The organism is Streptomyces sp. NPDC090108 (assembly GCF_044747185.1).
GTDB lineage: Bacteria > Actinomycetota > Actinomycetes > Streptomycetales > Streptomycetaceae > Streptomyces.
The window spans coordinates 375,425-398,841 of record NZ_JBIVDQ010000002.1; the positions used below are offsets into that span (position 1 = coordinate 375,425).

The 23,417-nt window shown below is 69.5% G+C and carries 15 protein-coding genes; 8 read left to right on the forward strand and 7 right to left on the reverse strand.

Annotation, left to right across the window (positions count from 1 at the left end):
• Nucleotides 1–15: 15 nt before the first annotated feature.
• Complete coding sequence (locus tag ACIPRD_RS06975; RefSeq protein ID WP_401560654.1) at nt 16–2,001, reverse strand: N-6 DNA methylase; 1,986 nt, start codon at nt 1,999–2,001, stop codon at nt 16–18.
• 168 nt (nt 2,002–2,169) lie between these two features.
• Between ACIPRD_RS06975 and ACIPRD_RS06980 the strand changes: the two genes are divergently transcribed.
• From ACIPRD_RS06980 to ACIPRD_RS06995, 4 genes are all read left to right on the forward strand, one after another.
• Complete coding sequence (locus ACIPRD_RS06980; RefSeq protein WP_401560656.1) at nt 2,170–3,087, forward strand: serine/threonine-protein kinase; 918 nt, start codon at nt 2,170–2,172, stop codon at nt 3,085–3,087.
• Nucleotides 3,088–3,289: 202 nt separating this feature from the next.
• Nucleotides 3,290–4,576, forward strand: coding sequence for a serine/threonine-protein kinase (locus ACIPRD_RS06985; RefSeq protein WP_401560659.1), 1,287 nt, complete (start codon nt 3,290–3,292; stop codon nt 4,574–4,576).
• Between the two features lie 160 nt (nt 4,577–4,736).
• Nucleotides 4,737–7,982 (forward strand): DISARM system SNF2-like helicase DrmD, encoded by a 3,246-nt coding sequence (drmD, locus tag ACIPRD_RS06990; RefSeq protein WP_401560662.1) that lies wholly within the window; start codon nt 4,737–4,739, stop codon nt 7,980–7,982.
• Entirely contained in the window at nt 7,979–12,301 is a 4,323-nt protein-coding gene (locus ACIPRD_RS06995; RefSeq protein ID WP_401560665.1) for an Eco57I restriction-modification methylase domain-containing protein, read from the forward strand. Before drmD ends, ACIPRD_RS06995 begins: the two co-directional genes overlap by 4 nt.
• 85 nt (nt 12,302–12,386) lie before the next feature.
• On the opposite strand, the gene ACIPRD_RS07000 is transcribed toward ACIPRD_RS06995, so the two are convergent.
• Nucleotides 12,387–12,593 carry a DUF397 domain-containing protein gene (locus ACIPRD_RS07000; RefSeq protein WP_401560668.1) on the reverse strand — a complete coding sequence of 69 codons (207 nt, stop codon included), beginning with the start codon at nt 12,591–12,593 and terminating at the stop codon, nt 12,387–12,389.
• Nucleotides 12,590–13,456 (reverse strand): Scr1 family TA system antitoxin-like transcriptional regulator, encoded by an 867-nt coding sequence (locus ACIPRD_RS07005; protein ID WP_401560671.1) that lies wholly within the window; start codon nt 13,454–13,456, stop codon nt 12,590–12,592. The genes ACIPRD_RS07000 and ACIPRD_RS07005 overlap by 4 nt, the downstream gene beginning before the upstream one ends.
• 291 nt (nt 13,457–13,747) lie before the next feature.
• Here ACIPRD_RS07005 and ACIPRD_RS07010 point away from each other — a divergent pair, with 291 nt between their 5' ends.
• Nucleotides 13,748–14,146: an ATP-binding protein gene (locus tag ACIPRD_RS07010; protein WP_401561865.1), complete on the forward strand. Its 399-nt coding sequence runs from the start codon at nt 13,748–13,750 to the stop codon at nt 14,144–14,146.
• Between the two features lie 70 nt (nt 14,147–14,216).
• Here ACIPRD_RS07010 and ACIPRD_RS07015 read toward each other — a convergent pair whose 3' ends face one another.
• Nucleotides 14,217–14,585, reverse strand: a complete 369-nt coding sequence (locus ACIPRD_RS07015) for a hypothetical protein (protein WP_401560673.1) — start codon at nt 14,583–14,585, stop codon at nt 14,217–14,219.
• Between the two features lie 182 nt (nt 14,586–14,767).
• Between ACIPRD_RS07015 and ACIPRD_RS07020 the strand changes: the two genes are divergently transcribed.
• Together ACIPRD_RS07020 and ACIPRD_RS07025 are read left to right on the forward strand one after the other, a co-directional pair.
• Entirely contained in the window at nt 14,768–16,414 is a 1,647-nt protein-coding gene (locus tag ACIPRD_RS07020; protein WP_401560675.1) for a hypothetical protein, read from the forward strand.
• Between the two features lie 88 nt (nt 16,415–16,502).
• Nucleotides 16,503–17,558 (forward strand): EcsC family protein, encoded by a 1,056-nt coding sequence (locus tag ACIPRD_RS07025; protein ID WP_401560678.1) that lies wholly within the window; start codon nt 16,503–16,505, stop codon nt 17,556–17,558.
• A 36-nt stretch (nt 17,559–17,594) separates the two neighbouring features.
• Here ACIPRD_RS07025 and ACIPRD_RS07030 read toward each other — a convergent pair whose 3' ends face one another.
• Nucleotides 17,595–18,284: a hypothetical protein gene (locus ACIPRD_RS07030; protein WP_401560681.1), complete on the reverse strand. Its 690-nt coding sequence runs from the start codon at nt 18,282–18,284 to the stop codon at nt 17,595–17,597.
• A 79-nt stretch (nt 18,285–18,363) separates the two neighbouring features.
• Here ACIPRD_RS07030 and ACIPRD_RS07035 point away from each other — a divergent pair, with 79 nt between their 5' ends.
• On the forward strand, nt 18,364–18,783 hold the full coding sequence (locus ACIPRD_RS07035; RefSeq protein ID WP_401560684.1) for a hypothetical protein: 420 nt from the start codon (nt 18,364–18,366) through the stop codon (nt 18,781–18,783).
• Here ACIPRD_RS07035 and ACIPRD_RS07040 read toward each other — a convergent pair.
• Both ACIPRD_RS07040 and ACIPRD_RS07045 read right to left on the reverse strand, forming a co-directional pair.
• Nucleotides 18,778–22,083: a type ISP restriction/modification enzyme gene (locus ACIPRD_RS07040; protein WP_401560686.1), complete on the reverse strand. Its 3,306-nt coding sequence runs from the start codon at nt 22,081–22,083 to the stop codon at nt 18,778–18,780. The two genes, ACIPRD_RS07035 and ACIPRD_RS07040, sit on opposite strands and share 6 nt — an antisense overlap.
• A 187-nt stretch (nt 22,084–22,270) precedes the next feature.
• Nucleotides 22,271–23,362 (reverse strand): MerR family transcriptional regulator, encoded by a 1,092-nt coding sequence (locus ACIPRD_RS07045; RefSeq protein ID WP_401560689.1) that lies wholly within the window; start codon nt 23,360–23,362, stop codon nt 22,271–22,273.
• Between the last annotated feature and the right edge of the window lie 55 nt (nt 23,363–23,417).

Consider the following 23,417-nt stretch of genomic DNA (forward strand, 5'->3'; position numbering starts at 1 on the left):
CCCGGGCGGGAGTGGTCAGGCAGGTAGCCCGCCTGCTGCGAGTCGATCACTCATGTCGCTCACCAGCTCCTTGCCCGACCCGCCGGCCGTGGTGAGCAGTTCCTCGAAGGTCCGCAGACGACGGAAGGCCTCGGCGTAGACCGTCTGCTTTTCCAGAGGCAGCTGGAGCACCTGGAGACGCCGGATGTCGACCCTGGACGAGCTGGAGGCATGGGTGCCGGCCTGACGCCCGTTGGCCGGCGCGAACAGGCAGCCGGCGAGGAAGTGCGGTTCCAGTTTCTCCGCGTCCACGCGCAGGAGGTACAGCTGAGGGCCCAGGGCGGTCGGCGGTCCCTGGTGGACCCAGGCCTTGAAGGCACGGGCCACTCCGGCGACCACGACGTCGCCCTCCTCGGCGACGGCCGCGGCCGAGCCGGTGGGGACCATCCCGCTGGGAGTGCCGTCGTGCAGGAGGTCGGCGATGGTGAGGAGCGGAACGGCGACCCCGCCGGCGGGCGCTGCCGACTCCGGCGGCTGCTGGCCGGCGCGCAGTGTCAGTGCTCCGGCTTTGACGAGGTCTCCCACCGTCGTCGTGGTCTGTGCGGTACCGGCCTCGAAGTCGAGGGCGGACAGGCGCGTCGCGTGATCGGCCAGATCCGTCAGCAAAGATCCGAACTCGTCCCACTTGCCTGCGAGTTCCTTGCGGGACGGTTCGGCCGCCGCCGCGGTGTAGCGCCCGGGGGTGACATCCACCTCGTCGTCGAGAAGGTCGAGCAGGGGCACCTGGACGGCGCCCTGCGGCGGCTCCCGGTCCGGCTGGTCGAGGGTGGCCATCGCGGTGAGCACATAAGAACCGAGGCTGTCCCAGTCGGGGCTGGGTTCGCGCGTTCCCGGTCTCGCGAATCGGGTGGCGTCCACCAGGAGGGCGTCCTGGCTCGGGGGAGCGGCCGCGGAGCCGTCCGGGGCGGCGCGGAGGATCCACAACTGAAGTGACACGCTGTGTGGTTGGGCGCTGCCGGGAGGCAGGGAGACGACGGCGCGGAGCGCTCCGGTGCGCAGCAGGGAGCCGCGGATACGGCGGCCCGCCTTGCGTGACGCGACGGCCGGCGGAAGGACGATCACGGCGGCCCCGCCAGGCTTGAGATGGGACAGCAGGTGCTGCACCCAGGCCAGTTCGGGTTCGGTGCGAGGGGGCAGGCCGTGCGTCCAGCGCTGGTCGGTGGCGAGCTCCGCGTAGCCCCAGTCGCGTTCGTTGAAGGGAGGGTTGCACAGGGCGATGTCGGCCTTCGATCCGGCGAAGGGGTCGTCCCGCAGCGCGTCGGCGCTGACGATGCGTGTCCGGATGTCGTGGTCCTCCGAGAGGAACTCGAGCCGGGCGGCCGTCAACGCGGCCAGTGTCAGGTCCCTTTCGCAGGCGAGCACCTCCAGGCCCGCTCTGTCGTACTCCCGCACGGCTGCGGCGGCCAGGTGTCCGGTACCGCACGCCGGATCGAGGAGGGCCAGTCCGTCCTGCGCCGGGCCGAGGCGGACGGCGAGGGCGATCCGGGCCATCAGCGCGGCCAGTTGCGACGGGGTGGTACTCAGCTGCCGGACGTGCGTCTCCAGCCATCGCTGCAGCAAGAACTCGAAGACCTCCCGGGGCCCCTCTTTCCGCCCCACCTTCGCGGTCTCGGCCACCAGGTCACGTGCCTGCGCGGAGAGTTCGGGCGGGGTGGTGCGTGTTCCGGGGGAGCGCATCCGGCGAGCCGCCGCGGCGATGGCGAGCCCCGACTCGTTCCGGCTGCCGAGTGCCTCGAAGCGCGGCCAGAGGAGTTCGCGGCCACCGATGTCCCTGAGCTTCCCGTTGTCCCGCAGCCACTGCTCGACCTCGGCCAGGGAGAACTGCGGACTGACGTCGGTGCCGCCGATGCGGGTGGGGAAGGAGTCGTGGCGGCGGCGCCAGTTGCTCACGGCGGCGCGGCCCACGCCGGCGATCCGGGCGATCTCGGCCAGGCTGACGGGGACGGCTTCACGGGCACTCATGGTTCGGTCTCCGAGGTACTTGGCGGCTGGGCTGGTCGGCGTTCCCAGCGGCCGTTCATGCAGGGAAGGCTACTACCCCTATTGACTTTGTTCACAGCGTGTATGTTCCATCTTGTTGTGCAGGGAATGTGGAGGTCGGCGGAAATGTGGAGTCCCGCGCCGGGAACGGTGATCCATGACCGCTATCGACTGGAGTCCGTGCTGGGCCGCGGAGTGATGGGGTACGTCTGGCGGGCCCGCGACCTGCCCCTTGACCGGCCTGTGGCGGTGAAAGCCGTCGCAACGGAACTCCTGGCCGTGGCGAGCAGCCGCGACGCCGCACTCGCGCGGTTCGGCAGGGAGACGCGGGCGGCAGCACGCCTCGACCACGCCAACGTCGCCACGGTCTTCGACGCGTCGATCACGGACGACACATGCTGTCTGGTGATGGAGTTGATCGACGGCACCACCCTCGAGTACCTCTTCGACCAGCAGGAGAACGGCCGCTTCGACGTGCCCTCGGCGGCCGCCGTCGCCGCCCAGCTGTGCGCCGGACTGTCCGCGGTCCACACGGCCGGCCTGGTGCACCGCGACCTCAAGACGCAGAACGTCATGGTCCGCCGCGACGGCGTCGTGAAGATCCTCGACTTCGGCCTCGTCAAGCTGCTCGGCGACACCGACCCGCGGCTGACGATGACCGGCGAGGGGGTCGGCAACCTCGTCTGCGCTTCTCCCGAGCTGCTGGCGGGCCGGGACCCGCTCGACGGCCGCAGCGACCTGTATGCCGTGGGCTGCCTCCTGCATCACATGCTCACCGGGGAGACGCCCTTCCCCACGGATCAGCCCGCGCTTCTGGCCTCGCACCACCTCGTCTCGCCTCCGCCCCTCGTCGCGGACGCGGGGGTGCGAGTGCCCGGGGATCTCCAGAATCTGATCACGGACCTCCTGGCCAAGCGACCGGACGACCGTCCCGCGTCGGCCGCCGAGGTCTACGCAGGTCTGGCACCCCACCTGCCGGAGCCGGACCTCGCGTCGGCGGTCAGGCGGACTCCTCCCGAGGATCCGCGTCGCCCTTTCCTCGTGCCCCAAGGACCGCTGCCCCTGTGACCGCTGCCCCTGTGATCGACGGGCCCACCGGTTCACGGCAGGAATTCTGCGGTCGTTGCAGGTTGCACCTTTTCGGTCACACCCGGCACAGGAGTGTCATGGCCGGTGACAGAATGTCCCCGTCGGCCGGGACGCCGTGACGCTCCCGGACGACACGGGATGCGGCGGGCGCGGCAGGCGCCGGAACTGGGGGCGGGGCGCGATGCGGCGGAGCCTTGGGCGGTACGAGCTGACGCACGAGCTGGGCCGGGGCGGGATGGGTGTCGTCTGGGCGGCCCACGACCGCGACCATGACCGCGCGGTCGCCGTCAAGCTCCTCGCCACCCGTGGCCGCGGTGCCGAACCGAGCATGCTGGAGCGCCGGTTCCTGCGCGAGATCCGCCTGACCGGCCGCCTGCGGCATCCGGGCGTCCCCGCCGTCCACGACCACGGCAACCACGAGGGCGAGCTGTACCTGGTCATGGATCTCGTCCCCGGTCGCGCCCTGGACGCCGTCCTGAAGAACGACGGTCCGCTGGGCGTCGAGCAGGCGGCGGACGTGGCCCGCCGTACGGCCGAGGTGCTGTCCTACGCCCACGGGCAGGGCGTCGTGCATCGCGACCTGAAGCCGTCGAACCTGATGCTGACCCCCGACGGTGAGATCAAGGTCCTGGACTTCGGGGTCGCCGCGGCGCTGGAGCCCCAGCCCGGCGAGACCCGTTTCACCGCCGCGAACGCCACTCCCGGCACGGTCGTCTACATGGCGCCCGAGCAGGCCGTCGGCCAGACCGTGCCCGCGAGCGACCTGTACGCGCTGGGCTGCGTCCTGTACGAACTGCTCACCGGCGCGCCGCCGTTCACCGACGCCAGCCCGTTCATGCTGTACCACCGGCATGCCCACGACCCCGTCCCGCCGCTCGCCGACCGCCGCGCCGGTGTGCCCGACGGATTGCGGACGCTGGTCGAGCGGCTGCTGGAGAAGAAGCCCGAGGACCGGCCCGCCTCCGCCGAAGAGGTGGCCGCCCTGCTCGCCGCCTGGGCGCCCCGACCGGCTTCCGCCGCCGGGGTCGCGGCCGCACACCCGCGGCTGGCGGAGCTGGCGGCCCTGTGCCGGGCGGGACGTCCGGCCCGCGCCCTGGAGGAGTACCGCGAGCTGATGGACGGCCCCGGTCTCGACCGCGCGAGCATGCTCGCCGCCCGCGCGGGCGCCGCCCTGTGCGCGGGGACGCTCGGCCGCACCCGCGAGGCACTGGACGAGCTGAAGTCCGTCCTCGCCGAACAGCGCAGCCTGCTCGGGCCCGGCCACCCGGCCGTTCTGGACACCCGCTACGAGATCGCCGTCCTGCTGGTCCGCACCGGGGAACGGCACGCCGCCGAGGAACTGCTGCGCCGCCTGGCCGACGAGGAGGACACGATCTTGTCCGAGTCCGAGTCCGAGTCCGAGTCCGTGTCCGACGTCGGACACGGACGGAGCCGCACGCTGCTGGAGCGGCTGCGCCGCATGGGCTGAGCCCCACCGAGGCCCCGAACCCGACCGTGCGAGTGTTTGTGAGCTCTGTTCACAGATTACGGCTCGTGTTAGCCTGCCTTCACGTCGTTCCGGAGGGGAGACAGGACACGAGACACTGTCTACGGACGACGGCAGGTGAACACCGAGGGGAACAGCGCTCATGACGCCAGCAGCTCAGCGCGAGACCGAGCGGACGGGGGCGCAGCCGCTCCCCGAGGAAGGGAATCTGGTCGAGGTGCGCGGCCAGTCCTGGGTCGTCGCCCGCGTCGAGCCGTCCTCGGCCGCCTCGGACGGTGAGGGGAACCGGCACCCCGCGACCCTGATCCACCTCCAGTCCGTCGCCGACGGCCGCTTCGGCGACACCCTGTCCGTGATCTGGGAGGTCGAGCCCGGACGCCGCGTCCTGCCCGCCGGCTCCCTGCCCGACGCCTCCACGGGCTCCTACGACTCCCCGAACCGCCTCGCCGCGTTCCTCGACGCCGTCCGCTGGTCCGCCGTCGCCTCCGCCGACGCCCGGACCCTCCAGGCCCCGTTCCGCTCCGGCGTCGCCGTGGAGCCGTACCAGCTGGAGCCGGTCTCCCGGGCGGTCGGCGCGCCTCGCGTCAATCTGCTCCTCGCCGACGACGTCGGCCTCGGCAAGACCATCGAGGCCGGCCTGGTCGTGCAGGAACTCATGCTGCGCGGCCGGGCCCGCCGCACCATGGTCGTCTGCCCGGCCGGTCTCACCCTCAAGTGGCGCGACGAGATGGCCGAGAAGTTCGGCCTGGAGTTCACCATCGTCGACTCCGAGCACTGCGCCCGCCTGCGCCGCACCCACGGCACCGCCGCCAACCCCTTCCGCGTCCACCCGCTGACGATCGTCTCCCTGCCCTGGCTGCGCGGCCAGAAGGCCCAGCGCCTCCTCGACGAGGTCATCGGCGCGCCGGAGGAGAGCCCCGACGGCGAGCACAAGCGCTTCTTCGACCTGCTCGTCCTCGACGAGGCACACCATGTCGCACCGGCCGCGCCCAAGCAGGTGTACGCGGTCGACTCCCAGCAGACCAAGCTGATCCGCCGCCTCGTCCCGCACTTCGAGCACCGCCTCTTCCTCTCCGCCACCCCGCACAACGGCTATCCCGAGTCGTACACGGCGCTCCTCGAACTCATCGACGACCAGCGCTTCGCACGCGGCGTCGACCCCGACAAGGAAGCGCTCAAGGACACCGTCGTACGACGTCTGAAGTCGACCGTCACCAACGCCGACGGCACGCCCCGCTTCCGCACCCGCGTCACACGCGAGCTCTCCGTCGACTACACACGGCAGGAGCGGGCGATCCACGAGCTGCTCGGCTCGTTCGCGGAACTGCGCCGCAAGAAGCTCACCCCCAAGGCCCGCGGCGGCCGCCGCGCCGCCGACCTGGTGACCCTGCTGCTGAAGAAGCGCCTGTTCTCCTCCCCGGCGGCGTTCCTGCACACCGTCCAGGTCTACCTCTCCCACCTGGAGGACACCGGCGGCCCCGCGCGCACACGCTCGGCGGCCGCCGAAGTCCCGGAGTGGCTGGAGGAGTTCGCCGACCTCGTCGCCGACCTCGACGACACGGGCCTGGTCGACGCCGAGGACGACGCCCTGACCCGCTCCACCTCGCTCACCCCGGCGGAGGACGGCCAGGAACTGGACCTGCTCCAGGAGATGGAGCGCTGGGCTCTCACGCACGAGGCCGCGCCCGACTCCAAGGCCGAGGCGCTGATCGCCGAACTCAAGGCGATCTGCCGCCCGGACGGAAAGAAGTGGACCAACGAACGGGTCGTGGTCTTCACCGAGTACCGCGACACCCAGAAGTGGCTCCACGACCTTCTCCAGCAGGAGGAACTCACCGTCGGGGGCCGCGTCGAGCGCCTGCACGGCGGCCTGTCCGCCGAGGAGCGTGAGCGTATCCGCCTCGGCTTCCAGACCGAGCCGTCCCGCGCGGAGGGCAAGGTCCGCATCCTGCTGGCCACCGACGCCGCCGGCGAGGGCATCGACCTCCAGAACCACTGCCACCGCCTGATCAACTACGACATCCCCTTCAACCCCAACAAGCTCGAACAGCGCATCGGCCGCGTCGACCGCTGGGGCCAGAAGCACGACCCGGAGATCACCCACTTCATCGGCTCCGGCTGGCAGCAGGCGCAGGCCGGCTCCTACGAGGCCGACCTGGAGTTCCTGTCCCGGGTCGCGAAGAAGGTCGCCCGTATGGAGCAGGACCTCGGCTCCGTCAACGCCGTCCTCGCCGACGCCGTCCAACGCCGGATGACCGGCGACACCGCCCCCGTCGACATCGAGAACGCCAAGCCCAGGCCGATCAAGGGCCGTCGCACGGGCGGTGAGGTCGCCCCCGAGCAGAACGTCACCGCGCAGACGAAACGGCTCGCCGACCAGTACGACGAGACGGTGACTGCGCTCGGCCTCACCCCGGGTAACGTCAAGCGCGTCGTGGACACCGCCCTCGCGCTGGACAACCAGCCGCCCCTGCTGCCGTCCACACTCCGGGCGGAGGACTTCGAGCCGGGCGACCTCTTCGACGTACAGCCCCTGTCCGGCAGTTGGGAACGGGCCACCCGCGGCCTCGCCCACAAGCTCCGCGAGGGCGAGCAGCGCCCGCTCACCTTCTCCCCGGCGGTCGCCGCCCAGGGCAGGGACGACGTGGTTCTCGCCCACCTCAAGCACCCGCTCGTGGCCCTCTCCACGCGCCTGCTGACGGCGGCCGTCTGGAACGCGGACCTGATCGGCCTGCACCGCGTCACCGCCGTCGTCTCCGACGACCCGGCCGTGACCACGACCCTCGTCTCCGCGTACGCCCGGTACGTCCTCGTCGGCACCGACGGCACCCGTCTGCACGAGGAAGTGCTGTACGCGGGCGGCTGGTTCGGCGACACAGGCCGCTTCCGTCGCTGGGAGTCGGTGAACGAACAGGGGCGGGTCCTCTCCCAGGCCCTCACGGACGGCATCGAGGCCGCCCCCCACCTGCGCAGGGAGCTCACCGAGGCCTGGCCGCGACTCCGCGACCCGCTGTTCCGGTCCCTGGAGGCCCGCGCAGGTGAACTCGGCCGCCAGCTGGAGAGCAGGCTCGCGGACCGCCGGGCGGAGGAGGAGCACCGGATCGCCGCGACCCTTGACCGCTTCGAGGCCACCCTGCGCGCCAAGCTCAAGGAGGAGGGCGACGGAGAGGGCGAACAGCTCGCGCTGCTGTCCACCCACGAGCTGACCGGCCACGAGCGCCGCCAGTTCGAGGACGACCGCCGCCGCTGGGACGATCGCCTCAAGGGCCTCCCCGCGGAACGGGCGCGCGAACTCGCCGCCATCGCCGCCCGCTACCGCGAGCCCCGTTCCCACCTCTTCCCCGCCGCCGTCGTCTTCGTGATCCCCGCAAAGGAAGCCCGCCGATGAGCCCCCGCCGCCCCGTGAGCTCCGGAGTAGCCGCCGCCAAGGCCCAGGCCGCCGACGGCCGCAGGCAGCACCAGGAGTGGCTCGACCTCACCGAGGTCTCCGGCCCGTTCCTGACCATGCCCGTCCTGCTGCGCGCCTGGCCGCAGCTCGACACGCTGGAGAAGGACGAACGCGCCCGCCTCCGCGCCCGCCACGCCGACTGGCAGACGGACACGACGGCCGGCCGCGATGAGTGGGTGGCCTACCTGCTGGGCCGCCTGCTGGGCTGGGGTGACGCGCTGGCGTTCCGCCAGGGCGAGGCGGAGCACCACGGCCTCGACCGCCTCACTCTGCGCGTCGCGGAGCACAACACAGAGGTGCGCCCCGACTTCGCGCTGGTGGAACCGGGGGCCGACCTGGCGGCCGAGCCGGACGTCGAGTCGGCGGCGAAGCGGGTACGCCTGCTGGGCATGACGGTGCCCGCGGGCACGGCGCCCACGGCCCGCGTCGGCGGTGGCGGCGACTGGTCGGCGGCCCCCGCCGACCGCCTGGCCCGCCTCCTGCGCCACCACGGAGTACCGCTCGGCCTGGTCACCGACGGCCGCTGGTGGTGCCTGGTCTGGGCCCCGCTGGGCGGCGTCACGACCACGGCCGTCTTCGACACCATCGGCTGGAACGAGGCCGCCGAGCGGAACGTCGTACGGGCCTTCGTCTCGCTGCTGCGCCGCCGCCGCTTCTTCGAATACGACGACGCCGAGACCCTCGTCGGCCTGCTCAAGGCCGGCCTCGCGGCGGGCGAGGATGTCACCGAAGCGCTGGGCATCCAGGTCCGCCAGGCGGTCGAGTTGCTGGTGGACGCCATAGGGCGCGCGGACGTGCGGGCGGTGGAGCACGGGGCGCCGGGTCTGCACGCGTCGGGCGTGAGTGCGGGGGAGGTGTACCGGGGCGCGGTGGCGGTGATGATGCGCGTCGTCTTCCTGCTGTTCGCGGAGGAGCGAGGCCTGCTTCCAGCGGACAACGAGGTGTACGCCCGCTCTTACTCTGCCCGCTTCCTGCGCGACGAGCTGAAGGCGCGGGCGGACGAGGAGGGCGAGACGTCACTGGAGCACACGACGTCGGCATGGCACCGCCTGATCGCCCTCTTCCACGCCGTGCACGGGGGAGTGGACCACCCGGGCTCCGGCTTCCACCTTCCGGCGTACGACGGCTCGATCTTCGACCCCGACAAGTACCCGTGGCTGGAGCGCACCACCCCGCTCCTCCCCATCGACGACCGCACCGTCCTGCACATGCTCCAGGCCGTCCAGGAAGTCCGCGTCGGCAAGGGCAAGGACCGCGAGGTCCGCACGCTCAGCTTCCGCGCGCTGGACGTCGAGCAGATCGGCTACGTGTACGAGGGCCTGCTGTCGTTCGACGGCCGCCGGGCCACCGAGCACATGGTGGGTCTGATCGGTCCCGAGGGTCTGGAACACGAGGTGGCGCTGAGGGACTTGGAGACGCTGGCGGCGAAGGCCGGCGGCTCCGTGAAGACCCTCGCGAAGTCGGTCTTTGAGAAGTGGAAGGACCCCAAGCCCCCGGCGACGGCCGGCCAGTTGGAGAAGAAGCTCGCTCCCCTGAGCACGGAGGGCGCGGCGGAAGCCCGTCGCCGCCTGAACGCGGTGACGAAGGACCCGGCGCTGACGGAACGGCTCCTGCCCTTCGCCGGCATCCTCCGCGACGACCTGCGCGGCCTGCCGACGGTCATCCCCAACGGCGCGCTGTACGTCACGGAGTCGTCCCTGAGGAAGAACACGGGCACGCACTACACGCCCCGCTTCCTTGCGGAGGAGGTCGTCCTGCACGCGCTGGAACCGCTGGTGTACGAGTCCGGCCCGCTCCAGACCGCGGACACGGGGGAGTGGCGCCTGAAGCCGGCCGACCGGATCCTCGACCTGAAGGTCGCGGACATCGCGATGGGCTCGGCGGCGTTCCTGGTGGCGGCCTGCCGTTACCTGGGCGACCGCCTGATCGAGGCGTGGGAGTCCGAGGGCCGCGCGGACGCGATGGCCTACCGCGCGGGCCGGGCCGTGGACGCGGTGACAGCGGCGGACGCGGAGCAGGACCCGGTCGTGGTCGAGGCGCGACGCCAGATCATCGAGCACTGCCTGTACGGCGTCGACATCAACCCGATGGCCGTGGAGATGGCCAAGCTGTCGCTGTGGCTGGTGTCGATGGACCCGGGCCGGCCGTTCACGTTCCTGGACGACCGGTTGGTGGCGGGGGACTCGCTGCTGGGTGTGCACGACATGGAGCAGATCCAGTCCGTGCACATGAAGCCGACCGGGCAGACCGACGTCCTGGCCGAGCAGGCCCGGCAGTTGGTGGACCAGCTGACGCGGGAGCGGCTGGCGATCACGGCCATCAAGGGGGTTGACCTGCCGGCGCTCCAGGAGAAGCGGGAGCGGCTGGAGGAGGTCAACCGGCACTCGCGGCGGCTGCGGCTGGTTGGCGACCTGATCGCGGGGGCGGCGCTGGCTACTTGTGCTTCGGGGCGGGTGCCTTGGTACGAGGAGGAGGGCGGGGAGCGGGTCCGGGACCTGTTCCCGCGGGCTGCGTGGATCGTCCAGCGGATCATGGAGGACGGGGTCGAGGACGACTCCGAGGTGGTGCGTGCGGCTCGGGCTACGGCGGAGGAGTGGCTGGCGGCGGAGCTGCCGGAGGGGGCGTTGGAGCGACGGCCGGTGCATTGGCCTTTGGTGTTTCCGGAAGTGTTTTCACGGATGGGTGGGTTCGACGCGATTGTGGGGAACCCTCCCTTTCTGGGTGGACTCAAGCTCAAGACCGCGTTCGGTGAGGCGTATAGGGATTACCTGGTAGAGCAGGTGGGGCGAGGCGTCCGGGGAATCCGGGGTACTGCAGATATGGCGTCCTATTTTCTGCTGCGCGTGAATTCATTGCTCAATGATGAGGGTCAAGAGGCGATCATTGCGACCAATACCCTGGCGCAAGGGGATTCGCGGGAAGTTGGCCTTGCGCAGTTGGTGGCAGATGGGGTTCAGATTAGGCGTGCAGTCAAAAGCGAGGCTTGGCCATCGAAGTCCGCAGTGCTCGAGTATTGCGCGGTGTGGTTGAATAGGGCCGTTGCCCCTGACGCCAAGTGCTACCTTAATGGCCTTCCGGTTCATGGGATCACTGCTTCTCTGAACCCTGACACTCGATTTTCTGCCCCAGTTGGACGGCTCGTGTCTAATAAGTCTATGGTATTTCAGGGCTCCAACGTCCTGGGTACAGGTTTCACGATGCCTCCAGAGGAGGCGCGTCAATGGGTTCTCGCGAATGCGAGAAATGCTGAAGTATTGCGGCCCTACCTGAACGGACAGGATTTGAATGGGCGCAGCGATATGTCTGCCAGTCGTTCGATTATCTCCTTTTGGGATTGGCCTCTTGAGAGGGCGATGGAATACCCTGAGCTTCTCGGACAAGTGAAGAAAAGGGTGAAGCCTCAGCGTGACGGTGATCCAATCAAGAGCTACCGTGAGTACTGGTGGAGATTCGCTGCTCATCGCCCGAACTTGTACGCCGCCATTGAGGGTTTGAGTAAGTGTATTGTTTGTGCCAGGGTGAGCAAGGCGGCTATGCCTGTCATGGTGTCGACGGGCCCCATTTTCAGCGAGATGACTGTTGTCTTCGCATCGGATGACCCTGGATTTCTGGCATTTCTATCCAGCTCGTTGCACTATTGGTGGGCCCTCGATAGGTCATCGACGATGAAGGGGGATCTGCGGTATACCCCCACTGATGTTTTCGAGACCCTCGTTCGCCCGTCGCTCAGTGAGAGGCTACGAGTAGCAGGGGTAAAACTCGACACCTTCCGCCGTGATTTGATGCTCGCGCGGAACATGGGTCTCACGGCCACTTACAACCTGGTGCACAACCCCGGTTGCGAGGACAAGGAAATCACGGAACTTCGTCGACTCCACGAGGAGATTGATAAGGCCGCTGTTGAGGCATACGGCTGGCATGACCTCCTCGACGATTCCGGGCAGACCCCTCCCGCCGATCCCACCCATGAGACGTTCCCCCTCGACCACGGCTTCCACGAGACTGACCAAGGCACCCGCTACACCATCGGCCTCCTCGCCCGAACCGAGATCATCGACCGCCTGCGCCAGCTGAACCACCAGGCTTACGCCGACGAGGTGCACCTCGGGCTGCACAAGGGTGTGACGGAGAAGAAGGCGCGAGAGAAGCACCCCGACCTGCCTCCGCCGTCGCCCGAAGCCGTCCGGAAGCGAAAGGAGCAGCTTGCCGCGCGGGGTGGGGCGGATTTCGGTGAGGGCGCTGAGGGCGCCCTGTTCTGAGCCGTCGGTATGACAACGGGCTCGTTCACGTCACCTCAAGTGACGTGAACGAGCCCGTTGTTCCGCTCGGAAGCCGTGCTCGGCCCTACTCCACCGTGAGCCTTACGAACGTCGCCCACTCGCCCCGCCCGACCCGCAGCATCGGCCCGTCACCCACGACCTTCGAGTCACGCACGTACACGGCGTCCAGGCCGGCGGCTACTTCCATGCAGTCGCCGCCGCCCGATCCGCTGTAGCTGCTCTTGAACCAGTGCAGCCCGCTCACGTTCTCGGATACCTGCTCCACGCTCATGTCTCTCCCACCAACCGTTCGATGAGCCGTGCGGACTCGACGCCGTTCAAAGCCTGCGATCGCAGCTTGCCATACCGCAACCCGAAGGCGCTGACCTCTGCGGGATCATGCACGACACACCCGACTTCCTGAGACTCGATGTAGCCGAGGTGCTGGTGCTCCTTGGTCTCCAGCACCACGAACGCGCCGTTCAGACCGGAGTGAAACCCGCACGCGGCAGGCATGACCTGCACCTCCAGGTTCCGCAACGCACCCACCTCCAATAGGCGTTGCCACTGTCCGCGCATGACCTCCGTGTCGCCCACCGGATTCCGCAGCGCCTCCTCCGCGATGATGAAGGACAACTCCGCGAGCGGCACCCGAGTCAGCAGCTTCTGGCGACTCATACGTGCCTCCGTGTGCTGCTCGATGATCTCCTCACTCAGCGGCGGACAGTGCCCGGCGAACAGGGCCCGCGCGTACGCCTCCGTCTGCAACAACCCGGGAACGAGCAGCGGATCGTAAGAGAACCGGCTCACCACCTCCGCCTCGATCAGCGCGAAGTTCCTGAAAAACCTCGGCAACTTCGCCCGATCCACCTCCCCCTGGAGCGCCTCCAGCACCCCACCCGCCTCCAGCACCTCCTCCGCCGCCGCCGTGAACGCCGCCTTCGCCGGCCGCCGCCCCTGCTCCACCGAGGCGACCTGCTCCAGCGAGTAGCCGATCGCGTCACCGAGTTGCTGCTGGTTCAACCCGGCACGCTTGCGCAGGTACTGCAACAACACCCCGTACGCCGACCACACGCCCGGCACATCGGGCCCCTCGTCCTTCGCCTTCGCGCCCCGCCCCGTCCGCGTCTCCCGTGCGTCCCGTACCGTCCTCACAGTCCCACGCCCTTCCCATCCCGCTCCGCGCCCCGCCACGGCCGCAGCTCGCCACCGGTCCATGTCCAACGCGATGCGCGGGAACCGGGACACGCGCCGGACCCGTACAACGCCCGTACAAGCCCCGTACAACCAGGTCGACGGCCGCCCTCCCACCCCGTACGACGAGCCCGACGTACGGCCGTCGTACCTGGTCAGCGGACCACCCACCCCGCCACGCTGACACCGTGACCCACCATCACCGCACGGAAGAGGCGCAGGCGCCTCTCGCCCCCCACCCGCCAACTCACCCTGCGCTTCAGCAGTACCCGGCGCGGCGCCCGCCTCGGCCGCCGGCTCGCCGTCCAGCAGTTCACCGAGTGGACAGGCACCCCGTACGACTCCGACCCCGCCCGGGCCGTCGCCCTCGTCACCGCCGAGCTGGCGTCGAACGCGGTCCGCCACGGCAGCCTCCCCGGCCGCGACTTCCGGCTGACGCTGCACCTCCTGCCGGACCGCTTCCGCGTCGAGGTGACCGACACCCGCCCCGAACGCCTGCCAGCGCCCGCGACCCCGCGGCCCCCCGACGAGACCTCGGGCCGCGGACTGCTCCTCGTCGAGGCCTACGCCGACCGCTGGGGACGCACGGTCCGCGACGCGTACACGAAGACGGTCTGGGCGGAGGTACGGCTCCGCACCACGGGCTCGTGAGACCGGCCACCCTCGTCAGGGACAGGCCGCCCGGCGACAGCCGCCGCAACGCCGACGAGGGGAAGGACCGTCAACGACCGCCGTAGTGCTCCGCCGGCTTCTGGATCTCCAGCGTCCACAGCAGCACGTCGTCGCCCGGCCGCTTGTACGGTGCGCGCCGGGCCGGCTTGAAGAAGCCGCCGGACGGCCAGCCGCTGTCCTTCAGCACCACGAGTGCCGACAACAGAGGCAGCGACCCGTCCGGGCTCTCCCGGACCGAGGCATCCTCCAACAGGTAGGGCATGGGCCCCTCGTGGGCGGGGACGTGATGACCGAGCCGTGCGAGCTCGCTGCTCAGGTCGCCGTACTGAATCGGTGCCGCGCCCTGGCGTGCCCGCGACCGCAGGATCTCGACCACGGCGTCCAGAGCCTGCTCGTACTTCAGCGTGCCCTTCTGCATGTGCCCTCCCGACCGCGGATCCCGACGACCGCCGAACCTACGCCACCGGCGGCGGCGCGGCGCGCGAATGCGTGAAGTGGCCATGTTCCTCTTGTGAACTGAGTGCATGGGTTTCATACTGATGGCGGCCAACTGCCGCCCGCCTCCTCGGCGGGCAGATGCGCGTGGCCGGGGGGAAATGAATGAACGGCTCGGACGGCAGACTCGTGCAGACCGCGGTGATCGGAGGCCGGAACTCCGGACGCGCGATCATCCTGCCGACAGACGCGGAGGAACTGACCCGGTGGCGCCGACGCCATCCCGCCTACACCTACTGGTGCGGCACCCAGCTCGGTGGTTGCGGCAACGAGCTGTCGGACCGCTTGTATCGCGACAAGGTCTGCCACTTCGCCCACCGGCCCCACACCTCCTGCCACCGTACGGCCACCGGCGCGGCCAGCGCCGACCACCTGTTCATCAAGGACGACCTCGCCGCCTGGGCCGGGCGCAACAGGCTGAAGGGGCGGACCACTTCACGCGACCTCGGATCCGGCCCCGGAGACGCCGTCGACTTCCGGGTGGGTGGAGCCAGGCAGCATGTGCGCTTCCAGTTCAGCAGGCTCGCGCACGCCGAGTGGCAGCAGGCCCGCAGGCGGCTCGCTCCTGAATCCACCACCCTCGACTGGGTGTTCGGCCCGGGCACGGCCCACCCGGAGACCATGGAGGAGCTGTACGACGCGTACGGATACCTGCTCCGCTTCCGCTTCGAGACGCACGGTGCGGTACGGCGCATCCGGCTCCGGGCGGAGGATCCTCGGCGCAGCACCGACTGGGTGCCCCTCGACGTCTGTGCGATGACCTCCGAAGGGCTTCGGCTCCCGGGAGTGAGGCCGCGACGCCGGGCGGGTGCCGGCCCCGCCGCCGAGGCGGGAGCCCGGCGCAGCGGAGTGCCGGTGCGCCGGTCCCGCGAGGAGCAGGTGCTCGCGCTGAGGGAGGCGCTGCTGAGCGCGGCGAGGTTCCGAACTCGGCCCACTTGGGAGGCACTGGCCCGAACCGCCGGAAGCGACCTGCTCGGTCTGTCCACCCCGGACCGTGTCGCCTTGCTGCTCGCCGTGGAGCAGGCCGGTGGCGGCGAGGGGAGCCCGCTGCTGTCGGCGCTGATCAGGACGGGGGAGAGCGACCCGCCGCCCTACCTGGGGGATGTGGTGGCCGCTGTCGGCTGCGGGGTCCCCGCGACAGCGGCGGTCCTCAAACGATGGTGTCAGCGTGAGGCGGACCGGGCATTCGCCGTGCACGGGGTACCGTCCCGCACGGCTCCGCCGCGGCTGCCGCTCACCGTGGACGGTCAGCTCGCCGCTCAGCAGGGTGCGGAGCCCGCTCAGCACCAGACCATCGTGCATGTCCAGGGCGGCCCGGTCCGACAGTCCATGGCCCGGCCGAAGCCGGAGCCGAAAGGGCTCGTCGGTGTTCCCCTCCTCCGCGACACGGAGATTCGTCACGCCCTGCGCAGCGCACGGCACAGACGCGGCCCCAGGCCCAGGTACGCCGCGGCTCTCATGGCGCGGGCGGAAGAGGCACTGACGCGGCTGCCGGAACCACAACGCAGCGAACTGGTCGCCGAGATGGTGACCACCCGCCGCTGGCTGGACAGCCGGCCGGAAAAGCCGGCGCGGAAGCCGAGGCAGAGCCGGCGCGCCAAGGAGGCGGCCGACGCGAAGAAGACTGCGGCCGCGAAGCAGTCGGCGCGAGCGAAGAAGACGCGGCAGGGGAAGAAGGCGAAGAACCCCTTGCAGGGTGCACGCCCCCTACCCGGAGTCGGCAACGCCCCACCGAAGAAGAGACCGAAGTGAGCGCCGTTCCTCCTCGTCCACTGGCGCCGACTCACGACCGTGATCATGCGGGACTACTCACCAACACTGTGACACCGGGGGCGATGACATGATTCTCTCTGCTTACGAACAACAGGAGTGGGACAAACTCCAGAAGCGAAAGGCGGCCTCCCTCGGCAAGGAAGCGAGGAAGATCCTTCCGCAGTCGGCCCGGGACCGACTCGCTTCGCTCGGCCAGAAGGTGAAGAGCGCCCCGGGCGCCGACAAAGTCGCTGCCGCGTACGGCGGAGCCGCAAGGGGTCTCGGCAAGGCTGTGGGAGACACCGCAAGCCGGACCGTGAGCAAGAAGCGTGTCATCGAACAGTATCGACGTGCCGGACATGACGTCGCCAGGGCGGACGAGATCCGTGAACTCGACCTGCGCGTCGTCGATGAGGTCACCAGGCACAACCTGCTTCGGTACGGCCACGCGCTCTCGGCGGCCGCAACCGGCTTTGGCTCCGCCGCGGCCGTGACAGGCGGCGAGGTGCTCGCCAGCGCCGGAACAATCGCAGGCGCAGGTGCGGGTGCCGCACCCGGATTCGGAACCGTAGCCGGGGCGATGGCCGCCGACACCGCGATGATGCTTGCCCTCTCCGCTCGAACGGTCTCCGCCACGGCTCTCTACTACGGCTACGACCCAAGCGATCCCGAAGAGGAAATCTTCGTGATGTCCGTGATCGCTCTCGGAATGTCCACGGGCACATCCGCGAAAACGGCCGCTTACGCCGAACTGTCTCAACTCACCCAGTTGCTGGTGAGGAACGCTCCTTGGGCCAAGTTGAACGAGAAGGTTCTCACCAAGATCGCCCAGGCCTTCGCGGCCAAGTTCATGCAGCAGCTGCCGAAGAGGAAGCTCGGGCAGCTCGTGCCCATCGCCGGCATGGCTGTCGGTGCGGGGCTGAGCTACATGCTCATCGATCGGATCGCCGTTTCGGCGCGCGACGCGTATCGCGAGCGCTTCTTGATCGAGAAGTCGGGTGGCGACCTGACCGGTGACTTTGACTACGGCGACGCCGACCTCGTGCAGGACGATGACGCGATCGGCGTGTTCGAACTGCTCCGGAAGGAGGATGCGCTGCCGACGTCCGCCCCGTCCGACTCCGTGGATCAGACGGACACCTGAGCTTGGCGTACTACCGCACGCGGCACTTCCTGGAGATCACGCAAGTTGCTTGCCGCGGGCGAACAACGCGGCTTCGATCTGGTCCGGGAGGACACCCGCTCCTTGTGCGTACTCGTGGGTGAGGAACAGATACCGGCGGTACCACGGCGTCGTCCAACCGCTTGTGGGCCACATCTCGCCGGTGTCGGCGGCCCGCAGCGCGAGGGCGACGAATCGGTCCAGGATCAGAGGACGCCACGCTCCCTCGTCCTGCTCGTGACCGGCGAAGTAGATCACCTTGGTGAAGAACGCCGGGCCCAGGTACTTGATGTGCTGGTCGTTGTTGAAGGCGTAGTACGCCGCGACGGGGCCTTCCTCCCGGAGCGTGCCCAACCCTGCCTCCAGGTGCGCGTCGATGTCCCCGGCGGAGGCGGCCGCGAAGATGTCGGCGCGACGCGCGACCGAACGGGCCTTGGTACCCGTGCCCCAGACGAGGGCGTTGATCAGCAAATGCCGACGGCCTTCGACGGTGTCCGAGCGACGCGCGACACCGAAGACCGTGGTGCGGTCGACTCTCTGCCGACCGGCCACCGTCGGGCAGTCATCGAGCTCCGGCGGCCACCAGTCGACGCTGGGCAGAAGGGGTATCCAACGGGCTCGGTCGAACGGAATCGCTTGCCCGAGCACGTCGCCGCGATCAGGGACGGGAGTCCCGGTCGGCATCAAGCCCACCTTGGCCGCCGGCATGCCCACAGTGTTCCGCATCGCCGTATCAACTCCTCTGTGTCGGGGCGCCGGGACGCCCGCCGCGCGCAATACTGGAGGCATGCTTGTTCCCAGCGGTCAACTGTCGCCGCTCCAGCAACACTTGTTGCGGGAATTGGACCTCTGTGACCTCCCGGCTCCCGAGGCGGCGCCGGAGTCCTACGCGGCCCGGGACCTCGACACGGACGAGGTCCGGGACGCCTTGCCGACCCTGTTGTGGTCCGGGCTGGTCGAACAGCGCGGTGGCGACCGGGGCGCCCTCCGCCTCACCCCGCTCGGCGCGGCGGCCCTGCGCGCGGCCGAGTGCGACGAGCTGACGGCTCGCCTGAGCGCGGTGACGTCCTTCGCCGACACCGTGTCCCGGGGGGCGCCGCCCCGTTCCGCCGGGCACGCGCTGAAACGGCTCGCGGAAGGGACATGGACTCTGAAACAGGCGGAGTCCTACGTCCGCACGGGTGAGACGGGCGCAAACCACTCATGACGCGTCCGGTTCGCCGAAGTCCAGGACCACGCGCCGCCGTGCGCGGGTAGCTCCGGGCTGCGGTGGGAGCACGCCCGCCGACGTGAGGTCGGTGACGGTGACGACCGGCGAGCCCACGATCTTCGTGGTGAGCGCTTGCTGCACGGGTGCGAGGTCGACCAGCCGTCGAAGGACGGACAGCAGGTCGATCAGTTCCTCGGTCCACTCCCTCGGCCAGGACGTGACGTGGATGTCGTCGAGCGGGCTCGTCTTCCGGCTGGTGGGGGAGGCCTTCCGGTAGCCGAACCACTTCTTGATGACGTTCATCCCGCCGACTTCGTAGTTCCAGACCTCGGGCGGGACACCGGTGAAGGCCCCCGGACCTACCCGCAGGGTTCCGGTCTCCGCGTCGTAGCCGAGCATGTCCGGCACAGTGTCGCCGATTCCCGTTTCGTACCGAACCTGCCGTGGGTCTCCCGCGGGAAAGGCGACGCTCTCCCGGCCGGATTCCTGCCCGGCGGGAGCGGCGCCGGCGTCGCCGTAGGTCGCCGCCCACAGGAACTCGCGGCCGACGCCGACCGCTTCGCCCCACAGCACCGGATCGCGGGTGAGGGGTAGCCGGACGCCGGGAGTGAGCAGTTCCTCGCTGAAGTGCTCAGTGAATGCGCTGTGTCCGGCGACCGCCACGGCATAGGCGGCGAGGTCGTGCGCGGTCAGCTCGTTGTCCAAGCCGAGGGCCGCGGTCAGGTACCGGAGCAGTCCGGTGGGCACGTTGGCGCTGCCGTCTGGATGGAGCACGGGGTGTACTCGCCCGCCCCGGCCGTTGAAGTGATGCGTGTCCGGCAACAGCGCGGTCGCCACCAGTGCTGGACCGCTGCTTATCTCGTGGCCGCTCTGCTGGTTGAGGAACACCTGGCCTGGCTGTAACGACTCCCACAGGTCAGGCCTGGGGAAATCGAGTGCCCGATTGTCGGCGATGACCCATTGGCGATCGAAGCTGCGCATGGCGATCCGAAAGGTCTTCGGCTCGGTGCCGCTTTCCTGCTCCATGCTTCGATCTGGGTGGGGGAAACCCGGCAGGGGCACCGGACGTGAGCCGAGTCGACGGTCCCGTGTCTCTTTGAACAGGACGGATTTGACCTCGAGGTCCTTCTCGGCGTTGACAAGCGCCCAGCGGCGCACGAGAACTGATGCCGAGGGTGAAGTAACCCACGAGCGGTTTGCCTTGCTACCTGGACTCCCCCATGGGAAGAGCACGTCGAGCGCTGGATATTCGTCCCAACCCGACGCGGAAGCCGGTGTGAACGGCCGCACCCCACCCGCATGCGCGTCCCGCCAGCCCCCGTCATCCAGACGCAGCTCCCGCAGCTGGGCGAACTTGTCCGCCCGTCTGCCCTGGAGAGCCCGGTAGTGAATGCGCGCGGGACGTTCCGAGTCGTGATCCGCCCGCCGGACGAAGACGCAGATCGACAACGGCTGGGCGACGTGCGGGAACACGCGGGTGGCCACGTCCGACCGCTGCCCCTCCGGCGACAGGTTGATGATCCACCCCTCGTCGCACGTCCTGCGCAGATAGTCCCGCATGCCCCGCCCGGCCGGACCGGTGGCGAACGCCGACGGGGTGATGAAGCAGACGACGCCGTGCCGGTCGTCGGCGTGTGCGTCGAAGACCTTCCACGTGGCCCAGCGCCAGAAGTAGACGTAAAGGTTCTTGAGCGCGTGCTCGTAACGTCCGTTGCCCGGGTACCGAAAGTCGTCCAGTGGAGGACGGCCCTGCCCTTTCACACGCTTCTCGATCCAGCCGCCGCGGTTCTCCGCCTTGTCGTCGTACGGCGGATTGGAGATGACCACGGTGACAGGGACGTTGGCCTTGACGTGGTTGGCGCGGGCGCGTGACAAGGAGAGGGCCGCGTACGTCGAGGCGAGTTGCTCCTCCTGTACGTAGGGGTCGTCGAGCGTGTCCGTGACGTGGAGGTTCAGGCCGCCCGGCGGGAGTGCGGCGCCGTGTTTCTTCAGCAGGTCGGCCGCGCGTAGTTCGGCGACGGCGAACGGGCCCATCTGGAGCTCGAAGCCGTACAGTCGCTCGGCGAGCCGGCCGATCGCATCGGGTGCCATGGCCTCGCCGGACCGTTCGGCCGCCTGCCGTGCCACCCGCTCGATGACGGTGTGCAGGTAGGTGCCGGTGCCCATCGCGGGGTCGACGATGTGCACGCTCTCGTCGCTGTAGCCGAGTGCCTTGCCCAGCCGGGTGCGCAGTACCTCTTCGGCGAGCCGGACCATCTCCTCGACGATCTGGTGCGGGGTGTAGTACGAGCCGCTGCGCTGGCGGAGGCTGTCGTCGTAGACGGAGAGGAACGACTCGTAGAGATGGAGGTAGGCGTCCCGGTTGCCCTGCCGGATGGTCTCCCAGTCGACGGCCGCGACGGTACGGGCGAGGAGGTTCAAGGTCACCTCGAACCGCTCGTTGACGTTGTCGGTGAGCAGTTGCAGGGCCTTGCCCATCAGGGCGTGGCCCGCGTTGAGGCGGCGGCCGATCTCGTGGAAGCTTGTGCCGGTGACAGGGATGGCCTCGGTGTGGGCGAGCAGTAACGCGAAGGTGACCGTCTGGGCGTAACCGTCGGCGAAGGTCGCATCGTCCGCAGTCGGGAAGAGGTAACGGCGCCAGTCGCCCCTGAGACCGGTGAAAGGGAGGTCGGCGGCGGCGTCCGCCGTGTTCAGCCCGGCCTCGGCCCGCAGCTGTTCCCGCACGGCCTCGCGCAGCAGGCGGCACAGCGGGGCGATGTGCTGGACGAGTACCGAAACACGGCGGATCCTCGGCGGGTCCCAGCACAGCACGGCCTGTGCCAAGGCGTCGAAGGCGGCGAGGTCGAAGGCTGTCAGCTTCTCGCTGGCGCTCCTCAATGCCCCCGTCAGTACGACCTCCTCGCCGATCTGCGCGCCGTACTGGAAGACTCGCCAGTGGGTGCCGTTGGTGTAGAGCAGGTTGGGGAGGTCGCGCAGGCGTTCCCACTGCCTCTTGTCGTGACCGGTGAAGGAGTCGGGATCGACGCTCTTTCCGGGTCGCTTCACCTCGATGTATCCGGTCACGTCCGTGCCGACGCGTACTGCGTAGTCGGGTCGTACCCCAAGGTGCGGGATGCGGGTCTCCGGGAACCATTCGATCTCTGGTCGGGCATGGTGCGCGGCGATCGTACGGAGCAGTTGCTCCAGAGGGCTGCGGATGGCCGCCTCGCGGTCGCCCGGCCCCAGCAGGTTCCGTTTGCATTCGGCACCGAAGACGGATACAGCTTCCCGGAGCCAATGAAGACGTGCGTCAGCCATGAAATGTCCCCCATCCCCCCGGTCCCGGACGCGATATGGGACCAGCCCCTACTTGCGAAGTATGAGACAGCAACATCCCCATTGGGCAGGGGTGTGCAGGAGTTCGGCTGAGGTGACCGTGCGCCCCGCAGCGGTCGTTCGTCGGGCGGATCCGGTTCCGTCGGGAACCGGATCCGCCCGACGGAACCTAGTTCTCCAACCGGACCGGCATGAGAAGTGAGAAGGTGCCTTCGTCGTCGGGCCGGCGGATCGCGAGCGGTGCCGTGGGCGCGCCCAGTTCCAGGACCAGTTCGTCCCGGGCCCCGGCGGCGAGCGCGTCCAGCAGGAACGCGCGGTTGACGGCCACGTTGTCCGGGTCGTCGTCACCGTCGTCGCACACGATCACAGAGCCGTTCTCCGCCACCCTGAGCACGCTGAGGTCGTGAGGCTCGCCGTCCTGCTCACGTGTCTCGCTCACCCGTACCGAGCCCGTCTCCAGCGCTTCACGGAAGGCCGTCGTATCGACGTGGGCCCGGCGACCGGCCGGGAGGTCGACGAGACGGCGGTAGTCGGGGAACTCGTGGCCGATGCTCCGGCCGGACGTCTGCCGGTCGCCGGTCTCCAGCGTCACGCGGTCACCGTCCACCGCGAAGTGGACGGACTCCTTACCCGTCAGCAGCGCCCGCATCGAGTCGACGAGCGGAAGAGGCACGACGACCTGGGTCCCCGGGCCGCCGTGCCCGGTCGTGGGCGCCTGCGCGACGGCCATCCGGTAGCGGTCGGTGGCCACGAGGCGAAGGCCGTCGCCCTCGACGTCGAACAGGACTCCGCCGAGCATCGGCAGCTCCGCGTCGGTACCGGCCGCGAAACGGACGGCGTCCAGCGCGGCACCCAGCTCCGGTGCGAGGACGGACAACCGGGCGGTGGCGTCGGCGGTGTGGAGCGAAGTCATGGGGTCTGTCTCCCTGCGGTCGAGTAGAGCTCGGAGCGAGGAGAACTCGACGCGGGCATCGGACAGCCCCAGCTCGAGACGGCGCAGGTGCGCCTGAAGCAGACCGCGCACCAGGTCCGTGTCGGTACCGGCCCAGCCGGCCAGTACGAGCCGGATGTCGGCCAGCGGCATGCCCGCCCGGCGCAGCCGGGCCAGCAACCGGGCCTCCTCCAGCTGCCCGGGCTCGTACCAGCGGTAGCCGCTGACCGGATCCACCCAGGCGGGGACGAGTACACCGGCCCGGTCGTAGAACCGCAGCGCGCTCACGCTCAGTCCGCCGTCCCGGGCCATCTCCCCGATGCTGCGCATGTCGTTCTCCACATCCGGAACCCTGAGCCCTCGACAAGGTCGAGGGTCAACCCGG